General features: G+C 62.8%; 10 protein-coding genes. 4 read left to right on the top strand and 6 right to left on the bottom strand.

Annotation, left to right across the window (positions count from 1 at the left end; all coding sequences use genetic code 11):
* Positions 1-162 precede the first annotated feature (162 nt).
* Positions 163-2,127 carry a bifunctional tRNA (5-methylaminomethyl-2-thiouridine)(34)-methyltransferase MnmD/FAD-dependent 5-carboxymethylaminomethyl-2-thiouridine(34) oxidoreductase MnmC gene (gene mnmC / locus ACIP1G_RS08870; protein ID WP_400735577.1) on the bottom strand — a complete coding sequence of 655 codons (1,965 nt, stop codon included), beginning with the start codon at positions 2,125-2,127 and terminating at the stop codon, positions 163-165.
* Between the two features lie 215 nt (positions 2,128-2,342).
* On the opposite strand from mnmC, the gene pap reads away from it, so the two are divergent.
* A complete protein-coding gene (pap, locus tag ACIP1G_RS08865; RefSeq protein ID WP_400735575.1) occupies positions 2,343-3,836 on the top strand; it encodes a polyphosphate:AMP phosphotransferase in 1,494 nt (497 codons plus the stop codon).
* Between the two features lie 338 nt (positions 3,837-4,174).
* On the opposite strand, the gene ACIP1G_RS08860 is transcribed toward pap, so the two are convergent.
* A complete protein-coding gene (locus tag ACIP1G_RS08860; protein ID WP_400735573.1) occupies positions 4,175-5,887 on the bottom strand; it encodes an FAD-dependent oxidoreductase in 1,713 nt (570 codons plus the stop codon).
* Positions 5,888-6,082: 195 nt separating this feature from the next.
* On the opposite strand from ACIP1G_RS08860, the gene ACIP1G_RS08855 reads away from it, so the two are divergent.
* The 3 genes from ACIP1G_RS08855 (at position 6,083) to ACIP1G_RS08845 (ending at position 8,898) form a co-directional block, all read left to right on the top strand.
* On the top strand, positions 6,083-6,859 hold the full coding sequence (locus ACIP1G_RS08855; RefSeq protein ID WP_400735571.1) for an IclR family transcriptional regulator: 777 nt from the start codon (positions 6,083-6,085) through the stop codon (positions 6,857-6,859).
* A gap of 140 nt (positions 6,860-6,999) precedes the next feature.
* Complete coding sequence (locus tag ACIP1G_RS08850) at positions 7,000-8,052, top strand: Gfo/Idh/MocA family protein (RefSeq protein ID WP_400735569.1); 1,053 nt, start codon at positions 7,000-7,002, stop codon at positions 8,050-8,052.
* A 30-nt stretch (positions 8,053-8,082) separates the two neighbouring features.
* Complete coding sequence (locus tag ACIP1G_RS08845; RefSeq protein WP_400735567.1) at positions 8,083-8,898, top strand: sugar phosphate isomerase/epimerase family protein; 816 nt, start codon at positions 8,083-8,085, stop codon at positions 8,896-8,898.
* A gap of 521 nt (positions 8,899-9,419) precedes the next feature.
* Here the strand turns inward: ACIP1G_RS08845 and ACIP1G_RS08840 are convergent.
* The 4 genes from ACIP1G_RS08840 to ACIP1G_RS08825 all read right to left on the bottom strand — a co-directional run bounded on the left by ACIP1G_RS08840 (position 9,420) and on the right by ACIP1G_RS08825 (position 12,923).
* A complete protein-coding gene (locus tag ACIP1G_RS08840; protein ID WP_400735565.1) occupies positions 9,420-10,745 on the bottom strand; it encodes an MFS transporter in 1,326 nt (441 codons plus the stop codon).
* 281 nt (positions 10,746-11,026) lie between these two features.
* Positions 11,027-11,440, bottom strand: a complete 414-nt coding sequence (locus ACIP1G_RS08835; protein ID WP_400735563.1) for a histone-like nucleoid-structuring protein, MvaT/MvaU family — start codon at positions 11,438-11,440, stop codon at positions 11,027-11,029.
* Positions 11,441-11,775: 335 nt separating this feature from the next.
* A complete protein-coding gene (locus tag ACIP1G_RS08830) occupies positions 11,776-12,033 on the bottom strand; it encodes a PAAR domain-containing protein (protein ID WP_400735561.1) in 258 nt (85 codons plus the stop codon).
* Complete coding sequence (locus tag ACIP1G_RS08825) at positions 12,030-12,923, bottom strand: DUF6708 domain-containing protein (RefSeq protein ID WP_400735559.1); 894 nt, start codon at positions 12,921-12,923, stop codon at positions 12,030-12,032. The genes ACIP1G_RS08830 and ACIP1G_RS08825 overlap by 4 nt, the downstream gene beginning before the upstream one ends.
* Between the last annotated feature and the right edge of the window lie 2 nt (positions 12,924-12,925).

The following is a 12,925-nucleotide window of genomic DNA, read 5'->3' as shown; positions in this document are numbered from 1 at the left end:
CCACAGGCATAACTGGCCAGAAACAAACGTAGGAGCGGCTTTAGCCGCGAAGCGCCGCGCGGGCGGCGCTCGATCTCGCAGGCGCTGAATGTGTCGAGGCGAACTCTTCGGCGCTCGATCTCACAGGCGCAACAAATCCAACGACATGCACCCCCGACGCAATCACTTCCCCCGAATCAACCGCCGCAACCCAAACCTGTTCGGATGACAAGCCTCAGCCACCGCCCGCGGCAACGGCAGCGGTTCCCCGCACACCCAGGCCGCCACCAGCTCGCCGCTCAACGGCGCCGTGATCAACCCCCGCGAGCCATGCCCGCTGTTCACATACAACCCGCCCAACCAAGGGCAAGCCACCTCCGGCACCTGCCGCGCATCCCGCCCCAGCACCGCATAGGCCTCGGCAAACGCCTGCGCATCCGCCACGGGCCCGACGATCGGCAGATAATCCGGGCTGGTGCAACGAAACGCCGCACGCCCTTGCAACTGCTCAGCGTCCAGCTCGGCAGCGCCCAGGCGCTGGGCCAGATCAGTGGAGATCTCATCCAGCAACGCCAGGTTACCCTGGTGTTCGGCCACCGTCGGCGTCAGTTCTTCACTATGGAAATCAAAGCTCGCGCCCAAGGTATGTTCTTCACCACGCGGCGGTGCCACATAGCCCTCTGCGCACACCACGGTGCGTAGCGCCCGGCTGCTGGCGGTGGCCGGCAAGCGGGTGATCTGCCCACGGATACGCTTGAGCGGCAGCCCTGCGCATGCTTCAAAGCGCCGCACCTCGGCAGCACCGGCCAGCACCACCACCGGCGCACTGGCCAGCAGCCGCTCGCCAGCCCAGGCTTGCCACTGGTCATCAACCTTGCGCAGTTCGAGCACTTCCTGGTGCGTCACCAAGCGAATGCCCGGGTGCTGCAACTGTTGCTGGCACAGCGCTGGCGGGTGCACCCAGCCGCCTTCGGGGTAAAACAGCCCGCCAGCCGGCAAGGCCACCCCGGCGATGGCTTCGGCCTCGCTGCGCGCCAGTGTATGCAGCAGGTCGTAATCGAAGGCGACAGCCAGCTTGCCCTGGCGCTCGGCCTCCTTGTCGTCGAAGGCAAGCTGCAGCACGCCGCAGGCATCCCAGTCACGGCCACGCTGCAGGCGTTCCAGCTGACGCCGCGTGTAGCCGAACCCGGACAGGATCATCTGCGACAACGCCGTGCCATGGGCCGACAGCTTGAGGTACAGCACCCCCTGCGGGTTACCCGAGGCCTCCTGCGCCGGCGCCTCGTGGCGTTCCAGCACGGTCACCTGCCAGCCACGTCGCGCCAGGCTGGCGGCACTGCTGCTGCCGGCGAGCCCGGCGCCGATCACCAAGGCCTCGCGCGGCCCCTTTGCAGCAGGCGGGCGGGTGTACCAGGGGGCTGCGGGACCGGGCAGGGCGCCAACGTAGGCGCCGCTCATTACCTCCCACTTCTTGCCGATGCCCGGCACCTTCTTCATGGCGAAGCCGGCTTCGACCAGGCTGCGGCGTACCCAGCCGGTGGTGGTGAAGGTGCCCAGTACCGTGCCCGGGTGTGACAACCGCGCCAGTTGTGCGAACAGCTCTGGGGTCCACATGTCGGGGTTCTTGGCCGGGGCGAAGCCGTCGAGGAACCACACATCGATCTGCGCATCCAGTTGCGGTAGCTGTTCCAGCACATCGCCGATCAACAGGGTGAGGGTGACCCTGCCGTTGTCGAAGGTGAACTGCTGAAAGCCCGGGTGTACCGCCACGTACTGCGTCAGCAGCGGCTCGGTATAGGCGGCCAGTTCAGGCCACAGGCGTACTGCGCGGAGCATGTCAGCGTGGCCGAGGGGGTATTTTTCGACGCTGACGAAGTGCAGGCGCGCGTCGCTGTGCGCGTGCTGGTCAAACAGCTGCCAGGCGCAGAAAAAGTTCATGCCGGTGCCAAAGCCGGTTTCGCCGATCACCATGCAGGTGTGCGGCGCAAGGTTGGCAAAGCGCTCAGCCAGGCGGGTCTGGCCGAGGAACACGTGTTTGGTTTCTTCGATGCCTTCGTTGACCGCGAAATAGACGTCGTCGTATTGCCGCGAATGGGGGCGGCCCTGGTCGTCCCAGTCGATCTGGGCGTGCTGGAGGAGGGTGGACATGGTTGGCTCGGTTGCAGCGGATGGCGGGATTTTATGTCATCTGAAAGGTTTGCACAGGCTGTTCCGGCCTCTTCGCGGGTAAACCCGCTCCCACAGGATTACCACAGGTTCTAAACATTGTGGGGTCCCTGTGGGAGCGGGTTTACCCGCGAAGAGGCCAGCACAGGCACCCCACAAATCCGCTAGTCTTGCTTATCCATTGAAGGAGCCAGTGCATGTTCGAATCCGCCGAAATCGGCCACAGCATCGACAAGGAGGCTTACGACGCCGAGGTACCCGCTTTACGCGAGGCCCTGCTCGAAGCCCAGTACGAACTCAAGCAGCAGGCGCGCTTCCCGGTGATCGTGCTGATCAACGGCATCGAAGGCGCCGGCAAGGGTGAGACGGTAAAACTGCTCAACGAGTGGATGGACCCGCGCATGATCGATGTGCTCACCTTCGACCAGCAGACCGACGAGGAGCTGGCCCGCCCGCCAGCCTGGCGCTACTGGCGGGCCTTGCCACCGAAGGGGCGGATGGGCGTGTTCTTTGGCAACTGGTACAGCCAGATGCTGCAGGGGCGGGTGCACGGAGTGTTCAAGGATGCCGTGCTCGACCAGGCCATCACCGGCGCCGAACGCCTGGAGCAGATGCTGTGCGACGAAGGCGCGCTGATCATCAAGTTCTGGTTCCACCTGTCCAAGAAGCAGATGAAGGCGCGGCTGAAATCGCTCAAGGACGACCCGCTGCACAGCTGGAAGATCAGCCCGCTGGACTGGCAGCAGTCAGAAACCTATGACCGCTTCGTGCGCTTCGGCGAGCGCGTGCTGCGCCGTACCAGCCGCGACTACGCGCCGTGGCATATCATCGAGGGCGTCGACCCGAACTACCGTAGCCTGGCGGTGGGGCGCATCCTGCTGGAAAGCCTGCAAGCCGCACTGGCCAACAACCCCAAGGGCAAGCACCAGGGCAACGTCGCCCCGCTGGGCCGCAGCATCGACGACCGCAGCCTGCTTGGTGCGCTGGACATGACCTTGCGCCTGGACAAGTCCGACTACCAGGAGCAGTTGGTCACTGAACAAGCCCGCCTGGCCGGCTTGCTGCGCGACAAGCACATGCGCCGCCACGCCCTGGTGGCGGTGTTCGAAGGCAACGATGCCGCAGGCAAGGGCGGCGCCATTCGCCGCGTGGCAGCAGCGCTGGACCCGCGCCAGTACCGCATCGTGCCGATCGCCGCGCCCACCGAAGAAGAGCGCGCGCAGCCTTACCTGTGGCGGTTCTGGCGGCATATTCCGGCGCGCGGCAAGTTCACCATCTTCGACCGCTCCTGGTATGGCCGGGTGCTGGTGGAGCGGGTGGAGGGCTTTTGCACCCCGGCCGACTGGATGCGCGCTTACAGCGAGATCAACGACTTTGAAGAGCAGTTGGTGAATGCCGGCGTGGTGGTGGTCAAGTTCTGGCTGGCGATCGACCAGCAGACCCAGCTGGAGCGCTTCGAGGAGCGCGAGCAGATCCCGTTCAAGCGCTACAAGATCACCGAGGACGACTGGCGCAACCGCGACAAATGGGACGACTACGTCCAGGCGGTGGGCGACATGGTCGACCGCACCAGCAGCGAGATTGCGCCGTGGACGCTGGTGGAGGCCAATGACAAGCGCTGGGCACGGGTGAAGGTATTGCGCACCATCAACCAGGCGCTTGAGGCGGCGTTTGCCAAGGACAAGAAGTAGCCGGGGCAGGGTTTGAGAGCGTTTGCGCTTGTGAGATCGAGCGCCGTAGGTGTTCACCGAAACATTTTCAGCGCCTAGGAGATCGAGCGCCGCCCGCGCGGCGCTTCGCGGCTAAAGCCGCTCCTACGTTTGTTTCGGGCCAGTCCCTCCTGTGACAGGCGCGCGCGACCGCCTTGTTTGTACGACGCGATATCGAGGCGGGCGCCAAGGCGTTCGCGCGCAAATCCCACAGGCATAATTGGCCCGAAACAAACGTAGGAGCGGCTTTAGCCGCGAAGCGCCGCGCGGGCGGCGCTCGATCTCACAGGCGCTGCAATCCTCTCGGCATACACGGCAAATCACTCATACCCCCGCACCCCGGCAATATGCCGCCCAGCCACATAACCAAAGGTCAGCGCCGGCCCCAGGTTGATCCCGCCCGACGGATACCAGCCACCAAACACACTGGCCATGTCGGTACCCGCCGCATACAAGCCAGTAATGGGCTGCCCAGCCTCATCCAGCACCCGGGCATGGCCGTCAGTGCGCAACCCGGCAAAAGTACCAAAGCAACCAGGCTTTACCTTCACCGCATAGAACGGCCCGTTCTCGATCGGCGCCACACAAGGGTTGGGCCCTTTGTGCTGCGGGTCGCCCTGCTTGCGGTTGAACGGTGTGGAACCACGGCCAAACTCTGGGTCCTGGCCGTTGCGGGCATGGCTGTTGAAGCCGTTGACCGTGGCACGTAACCCGGCTGCGTCGATGCCACAGGCGTTAGCCAAGGCTTCAATCGTGGCGCCTTGCTTCAGGTAGCCACTGCGCACATGCGGCCACACCGGCAGCGGCGCCGGGCGGGCATGGCCCAGGCCGTAGCGGCGCAGGAAGCGGTGGTCGCAGACCAGCCACGAACAAACCTCTTGGTCCTGCGGTACTGCCGCGACCATGGCCGACACATAGTCGTAGTAGCCATGCGCTTCGTTGACGAAGCGCTTGCCGTTGGCCAATACACCAATGATGCCCGGCTTGCCGCGCTCGATGATGTGCGGGAAGTGGCCGACGCTGCCATCGCGGTGCGGCACCTGCGAAACCGGCGCCCAGGCCACCGGTGACTTCAGGTCGGTGGCGACCACGCCGCCGGCCGCCTCGCCCAGGCGCAGGCCATCGCCAGAACAGCCCTTGGGCGGTAAGGACAGGTTGTCGTGGCCGCTGGCATCACGTGGGAACAGCTGCTGGCGGCGGGCGCTGTCGTTGGGGAAGCCCCCCGCTGCGAGCACCACGGCGTTGGCGCGGATCAGTTGCTCACCTTGCGGCGTAGCCACCAACGCCCCGCGTACCTGGCCATCTGCGATCAGCAGGCGTCTGGCCGGTGCCGACTCCTGCAGGTGCACACCCAGGTCCTGCGCCGACTTGGCCAGGCGCGCTACCAGCGCCACGCCATTGACCAGGTGCATCGCCCGGCCATGCCGGGCCAGGTGGTACAGGTGGCGGCCAAAACGTTTGCATACGTGCAGCAAGGCCTTGGGGGAGCGGGTCATGTTGAGGAACGCGGCAAGGTCGGCGCCGGCCATGATCGGCATGCCCATGAACGAGGTTTCGCGCATGGTCTTGCGCAGGCGTGGCAGCAGGGGACCAAGCTCGCGGGCATCATAGGGCGCGGCGATCACCTGGTGCCCGCCCTGGGCCGCCCCCGGCGTGTCGCCATGCATGTCCGGGATGCCGTTGCCGTCTGCAAATTGCAACGCCGTGTGCTTCTCGAAAAACGCCACCATGTGCGGGCAGGCTTCAAGAAAGGCATCGACGCGCTCGGCGTCGTAATGCACCCCCAGTTCATTACGCAGGTAAGTACGTGGCTGCTCGATGTCTTCCACGATGCCGGCCCTGCGCGCCAGCGGGTTGCGCGGCACCCAGGCCCAGCCACCAGACCAGGCGGTGGCACCGCCGAATACCGCCTCCTTCTCCACCACGATCACCTTCTGCCCATGCCAGGCAGCCGTTACCGCCGCAGCCAGCCCGGCGGCGCCAGAACCTATGACCAGTACATCGCATTTGGTTTCGAAGGGAGCGGAAGGCATTGTGTGATTCCTGTATTGTTATTGGAACAAGGTTCCATATTCTTGTCTTCAGCGGGCCGGCCCGCAAGGGCAGGGCGGCCACATCGAGCAAGTAATGGGCGATCACCGGACATTAGCCCTGGCCCAAGCTGCGCTGGCTATCGGCGATGTGGAATCATCTTCTAGAATCCGCAAAAAACTTCAGGGACCTGTGTCATGGCTGGTAGTCAGATCGAACGCGCCTTCAGTCTTGTAGAAAGCCTTACCGGTGAGCCGCAGGGGCTGCCGTTGCAAACCCTGGCCGAGCGCCTGGACATCCCCAAGAGCGCCGCCCACCGCATGCTCACCGAGTTGGTGCGGCTAGGCTATGTGCGGCAAAACCGTGACAACAACCGTTACCAGCTGTCGGCCAAGCTGGTGGCGCTGGGCTTCCGTTACCTGTCCAGCAGCGGTGCCGACGTCATCCAGCCAATTCTCGATCGCCTGGCCCAGGACAGCGGCGAACTGGTGCGCCTGGGCGTGATCGAAGGTGCCCGCCAGACCTGGATCGCCAAGTCCCAGGGGGCCCGTTCCGGGTTGCGCTACGACCCGGACATGGGCCGCGACGCGCCACTGTTCTATACCGCCTCCGGGCATGCCTGGCTGGCCAGCCTGGGCGACGAGCAGGCGCTGCAGATGGTACTGCGCCAAGGCATTGCCGACCCTGCGCAGTTCGGCCCGAACGCACCACGCTCCACCGACGAGCTGCTCGCCTACCTGCGCCGCGCCCGCGAGTACGGCTATGCCTGGGTCGAGGAAACCTCGGCTGTCGGTACCTCGGCCTTGGCCGCCGTGGTGCGCCGCCCGCAAAGTGACGAGGTGATTGGCGTACTGAGCATCGCCGGGCCCAGTGCGCGCATGGCGCAAAGCCGCCTGGCAGAGCTGGCGCCATTGCTGCTGGCGGCAGCGCAGGAGCTGTCGGCAGCCAGCCGGGCAAGCGAGCTGTTCGCCTGACGGTGCATTTCTGGTCGATTACCGCACAGTCTGTTCTGCCGGTTCTTCTGGAAAGCTGAACTTGGTTCTAAATTGCTGAGCGTGGATTGTGGAACTTGATTTCAGAATCCGCACAACAACAATGACAAGAGGACAGGCTGTTGAACGCACCCCTACGTATCGCCCTGATCGGCGCCGGCATCATGGGCCGCCAGCATTACCAGCACTTGCTCAATGTGCCGCAGGCCCAGTTGTGCGCCGTGGCCGACCCTGGTCCGCAGGCCGAGGCATTTGCCGCTGAATGCGGCGTGCCCTGTTTTGCCGACCACCGCCAGATGCTGGAACGCGTGCGCCCCGAGGCGGTGATCGTCGCCAACCCCAACAACTTGCACGTCGCCACCGCCCTGGATTGCGTCGAAGCCGGCGTGCCGGTGCTGGTCGAAAAACCGGTGGGTGTGCACCTGGATGAGGTTCGCGCGCTGGTGGAAGCCTCGCGCCGCCGCAATGTACCGGTGCTGGTCGGCCACCATCGGCGGCACAACCCGCTGATCGCCCAGGCGCATCAGGTGATTGCCGAGGGCAAGCTGGGCCGGCTGATTAACGTCACCGCGCTGTGGCAGTTGCAAAAGCCCGACAGCTATTTCGAAACACCCTGGCGCCGCGAGCCGGGGGCCGGCTTCTTGCTGACCAACTTGATCCACGACCTCGACCTGCTGCGCCACCTGTGTGGCGAGGTGGTGCAGGTACAGGCATTTACCCGCAACGATGTGCGCGGTTTCGCCAACGAAGACAGCGCCGCAGTGCTGCTGCAGTTCGCCAACGGCGCGTTGGGTAGCCTGACCGGCTCCGATGCGGTAGCGGCGCCGTGGAGCTGGGAGCTGGACTCGGGCGAAAGCCCGGTGTACCCGCGCCAGGATGGCCAGCCGTGCTACCTGCTGGCCGGCACCCACGGGGCGCTGAGCATTCCCCAGCTCAAGCGCTGGCACTACGCCGAGGCCGGCTCGGGCTGGCACACGCCGCTGCTACAGAGCGAGGAAGACATGCCCGCAGGCGAGGCATTGACCCTGCAGTTGCAGCACTTTGTGCGAGTTGCCCGTGGTGAGCAGGCGCCGTTGATCGACGCCGCCGACGGTGGCCGTACGCTGGCGCTGATCGAAGCGATTCGCCAGGCAGCCGAAAGCGGCCGGGCCTGCGCGCCCGAGCAGATTGCCTAGTACGGCCTTTACTTTTGTTGGTGACGAATAATGACTGATCGAATTTTCTCCCTTGCCGCCCTGACAGTACTTGAGCTATCCCCGCCGGACATGGTCGAGGCAGCAGCCCGTGCCGGTTACAGCCATGTTGGCCTGCGCCTGGTGCCAGCCACCGAGCAGGAGCAGCACTTCCCATTGGTGGCTGATGGCGACTTGCGCCGGCAGACCCAGGCGCGCTTGCGCGATACAGGTATCAAGGTGCTCGACCTGGAGATCCTGCGGCTGAAGCCGGAAACCTGCGTGGCCGATTTTGAGCCGATTTTGGCGGTGGGTGCCGAACTGGGCGGCACTGAACTGCTGGTGGCTGGCAACGACCCGGACGAAGTGCGCCTGACCGAGCGCTTTGCCGCGTTGTGCGGGCTGGCGGCGGGGTACGGTATTCACCCGCATCTGGAGTTCATGCCGTGGACCGACGTGCGTGACCTGCGCGAGGCCATGCGGGTGGTAGCCAATGCCGACCACGCCAATGGTTGTGTGCTGGTGGATGCCTTCCACTTCAACCGCTCTGGCTCTTCGCTGAGCGATTTGGCGCAGCTGGCGCCGCAGCGCATGCGCTATGCCCAGCTGTGCGACGTTGCTGGCCCGGTACCGGCCGACATGGACGAGATCCTGCGCCAGGCGCGTAACGAGCGGCGCTTCCCGGGCGAGGGCGATGCTGACTTGGTTGGCCTGCTGCGCGGTTTGCCTGCAACCGTTCCGCTGAGCCTGGAAATCCCCACACGGCAGTTGCTGGAGCAGGGCATCAGCGGCGAGCAGCGCGCACGCATGGCGCTGGAGAAGGCCAAGGCGGTGTTGGCCAGGGTCTGACTTGTAGTACCTGAGTCGGGCGCGGTCCTGTGGGAGCGGCCTTGTGTCGCGACAGGGCCGCAAAGCGGCTCCGGATTTTCAGTCTCTGCGCAGATATTGCCGGAGGAGGTGGGGTGAGGGCCTCCAGTTGCATGGCTGGGGGTTTGAGGTGGTGCACAGATCGAGCGCCGCCCGCGCGGCGCTTCGCGGCACAAGGCCGCTCCCACAGTCTGTTTCGGGCCAATCAGTCCTGTGAGGTCACCTCTGTTCGCCTTGTTTGTTCCATTCGATATCGAAGGGGACGCCGTTGCGCTTCATCGATCCCCAGCCATGCACCAAGGGTGCGCGCGTCAAAGGCACAGGAATAACTGGCCCGAAACAGACTGTGGGAGCGGCCTTGTGCCGCGAAGCGCCGCGCGGGCGGCGCTCGATCTCACAGGCGATGAAAATATTGTGACAAGCACCTCGCAGCCAAGATGCCTTATCAGTGCGGCCAAAAAAAGGGCCCGCAAGGGCCCCATAGAGGTAAATGGTTAGCGCGCTCAGGCGCTCTCGACCTTGCGCGGCGCCATGAAGTACATCCACACCAGCGCCAGGAAGTACATGGCCGGGATCATGGTGAACAGCACGGCATAGTTGTTGTTGGTAGCGGTCAGTACACTGCCGACGATCTGCGTCATGAACATCCCGCCAATCGCCGCACACATGCTGCCGAAACCGAATACCGTGCTCACCAGGTGCTTGGGCGTGTAGTCCATCACCAGGCTCCAGATGTTCGCCGTCCACGCCTGGTGTGCGCCCACCGCCAGCGAGATGGCCGCCACCGCAACCCACAGGCCGCTGGCGTTGGCGGCAAAGATGACGCTGACCATGGTGCAGGCGAAGATCAGCATCGACACCAACCGCGCAGTCGTGGCACGTACACCACGACCGATCAGCCAGGAGGACAGGATGCCGCCGCCGATGCTGCCAAAGTCCGCAGTCAGCCAAATGATGATCAGCGGGATGCCCATCTGGGTCACATTGATGCCCAGGCTGTACTGCTGGTTGAGGAACGGCGGCAGCCAGTACAGGTAGAACCAGAACACCGGTGCGGTAATCGCATAGGCCACCGCAAAGGCCCAAGTGCCACGCAGGCGCAGGATGCGGCTGAACGGCACGCGGGTCGGCTCAGGTTCGTCGCCTTGCTGAATGTATTCCACCTCGCTCTGGCGAACGCTGGGGTGGTCTTCAGGGTTGTAGTACTTCAGCACCCACAACACCACCCACACCAGGCCCAGGCTGCCCATGGCGATGAACGCGGCCTGCCAGCCCCACACGGCCAGGATCACCGGCAGCAGGGCCGGGGTGACCATGGCGCCGACGTTGGTGCCGGCGTTGAACAAACCGGTAGCAATGGCCCGCTCACCCGCCGGGAACCACAGGCGCACCGTCTTGACGCATGCCGGGTAATTGGCGGCCTCGGTCAGGCCAAGGATAAAGCGGCAGACCATGAAGCCGGCGGCCGAAGTGGCCAGGCCATGGGCGCCGGTGGCCAGGCTCCACAGCAGCACGGCAAAGAAGAACGCGCGTTTTACCCCGACCTTGTCGATCAGCCGACCTTGCAGCAGAAAGCCGATCGCGTAGCCGACCTGGAACCAGAAGTTGATGTTGGCGTAGTCCATCGCCGTCCAGCTCATTTCCTTGGCCAGGACGGGCTGCATGATGCCGAGGGCGGCGCGGTCGATGTAGTTCAGGGTAGTGGCGAAGAACACCAGGGCAAGCATGCCCCAACGGGTTTTGCCGACGCCGAAGGCGCCGCGAAGCTTGTCGCCGATCGAACCCTGGGACATCCGGGGCGCGGCGGGGGTGGTCTTGGAGTGGTTCATAAACTGCTCGATTCTTGAAATTGTATTCAGCTGCGGTGCTACGAGTACGTGACCGGTTCCCAGGCAGGGGGACACGCAAGGCCGGTGCATGGTGCGCAGTGAAGGCGGCATCGTCAATTCAAGAGACGGGCTACTGTTCGGTTATCGAACGGTTGCGTTGGCCTGTAGGCGAGGCAGGGATCCACCTTAATTGAGGGTAGACGGCATTAACCCTAGTTGCTTGATGACGCAGGTCGGAAGGGGCGGGTGGTGGTCGTTGTGCTTGGCAGAGTATCGGTTGTCTACAGGTGCGGCTTGTGTGCGCAAACAGACCATGCAGTTGCCCAGCTCTCGACCTCGGTGCGGCCGTATTGCTCAATCCACGAGCGCACGGTTTTGTGCAGGGTGCTTCTGGCTTCTACGACTTCACCGGTGTACGGGTTTTTATAGTATTTGCTTTGCCGCGTTCTGTAACGTGGGGGCGGAGTAAGAAGGCGCCGTTGTTGATAGATATCGTCGAATTTGCTCGTGTTTTCGTTTTCGAGAATGGTCAGAGCTTCCCATGGGCTGAATTGATATTCGGCCAGTAAATCGTGGAGTTTGCTTTCGAACTCGAATTCGCGCCTTAGGCGGGGGTCGATTTTTATGAAATGCAGTTCGGACTTTTTGGCGGAAAGTAGCCGTTCAAGGGCGCGGAATTCGGCGAGACGTGACATGGGCTTTCTCCATTGCTTGATGGGGTTAGTGTTAGCGCCCGTTGAGCGGTAATGCAAGCAGTGAAATAATTTGAGAATGATTTTTCCTGGCTACGACGGTTTTAGTTGTTTATGGGTTTGTTTGACTTTAGGCGCCTTGTGTAAGTAAGTTCCTACGCCGCAGGCGTTAATGACTTCAAGAAGTTTCCATGGTTTTTCGTGCCTGTGAGAACCGGATTGCGATTTGGGCCGCGGAACAGCCGAATTCGCAAGCCGGGCAGGCGTTACAATCAAGGGCATCTTTTTGTTCGATTACTGCGTTTAACCGCCTTCGGTCACGTGGTCGGTATTTGCTTTTAATCAACGAGCCAACCTGGGTCGCCCTCGATCAGCGTTCCTCCGTGGTTGGTGGTGTCTCCCTCTCTTGCTGCGGGTTGGCCCTCGATGATTGTGCAGGCAGCCCCAGTTTCGATGACGGCGCCGCAACTGATGCGGTCGCCCACGCGTGCAACGGCCCTGCCATCCACGAACGTTGCGCTTGCGCCGGTTTGCACGGTGCCCTCACCATGGATCGGGCAGCTATGACGATGGCCTACGAGTACGATGGGTTTCATTTGCGCTTCCTTTTGCTTGGTTGAACAGGTGCCATTTCGAAAGCTTCTGGCGGAGGCGGGGCCGCTCGGACGTTAAATAGCCGGCAGACGCCATACCAGCAGATGGCGAGTGTGAGGTTGTAGGGGAACAGCACGGCCCAGAACGGCAGTTGCCAGTTCTTTTTGCCCTGCATTTCGCCGGGTTCGCCGGTTCGCCAAGGGGCGTAGTGACGCCAGGCTTCCGCTGGGGTCAGGCATATGGCGTGCAGTGGCCTGTGCCACCAGTTGGGTTCGCCGGGCGGCGGGAGTTTGTCCGGGCCGTGGTCCATGAAATGGCGGAGGTATTCCCAGACTTCGGCGACGTGTTTGACGCCGGGTTCGGTGGGTTCGTTGCTGTCGACCCAGAGGCAGTCTTTTTGGTGCAGGCTGCCGTCCTCACGGCGAGGGGCGAAGGCGAGGGCGTAGCTGGTGCTGAATGATGAGCCTCCGAATTCAGTGCGTTTGAAGATGCCTCCGCCGGTATTGTTCCAGTCAAAGACTAAAGTCTTGCTCAATCGTTGGTAGTAAATCTTTTGGGATGTTCGGTTGAAGCAGAAGCTTGACAATCCTTTAATGAAGTATATTCGGTAGGCCAGAAATGGTAGAAAGATGAAAGGGCCAAGAATGGTCCCAGCGATCAAGATAGGGCTGAAAGTGTAAGGCCCCCACGCTTCGCTGGTCAATAAGTCAGGATAGAGGACAATCATCAGTGCGATAATCAATGCGCAGTACAACTTTCCCATAAAAACTGAGTCTGTAACCCAGGGGTTTCGCAGGCATAAAGTATTTTCTGATGAATTTGATAGCTGTCCGCTAATGGCGGGTTTATGTCCTGAGTTCGATGTTGTATTGAATAGCCAGATAGTTGACAAAT

This window comes from Pseudomonas sp. NPDC089392 (assembly GCF_044749595.1).
GTDB lineage: Bacteria > Pseudomonadota > Gammaproteobacteria > Pseudomonadales > Pseudomonadaceae > Aquipseudomonas.
The sequence above is the reverse complement of the archived record's forward strand: the minus strand, read 5'-3'. Positions and strand labels throughout refer to the sequence as shown.

Bases quoted from the DNA above. Each gene is read 5' to 3' on its own strand.
- mnmC (WP_400735577.1), bottom strand. From the start codon at position 2,127: ATGTCCACCCTCCTCCAGCACGCCCAGATCGACTGGGACGACCAGGGC.
- pap (WP_400735575.1), top strand. From the start codon at position 2,343: ATGTTCGAATCCGCCGAAATCGGCCACAGCATCGACAAGGAGGCTTAC.
- ACIP1G_RS08860 (WP_400735573.1), bottom strand. From the start codon at position 5,887: ATGCCTTCCGCTCCCTTCGAAACCAAATGCGATGTACTGGTCATAGGT.
- ACIP1G_RS08855 (WP_400735571.1), top strand. From the start codon at position 6,083: ATGGCTGGTAGTCAGATCGAACGCGCCTTCAGTCTTGTAGAAAGCCTT.
- ACIP1G_RS08845 (WP_400735567.1), top strand. From the start codon at position 8,083: ATGACTGATCGAATTTTCTCCCTTGCCGCCCTGACAGTACTTGAGCTA.
- ACIP1G_RS08840 (WP_400735565.1), bottom strand. From the start codon at position 10,745: ATGAACCACTCCAAGACCACCCCCGCCGCGCCCCGGATGTCCCAGGGT.
- ACIP1G_RS08835 (WP_400735563.1), bottom strand. From the start codon at position 11,440: ATGTCACGTCTCGCCGAATTCCGCGCCCTTGAACGGCTACTTTCCGCC.
- ACIP1G_RS08830 (WP_400735561.1), bottom strand. From the start codon at position 12,033: ATGAAACCCATCGTACTCGTAGGCCATCGTCATAGCTGCCCGATCCAT.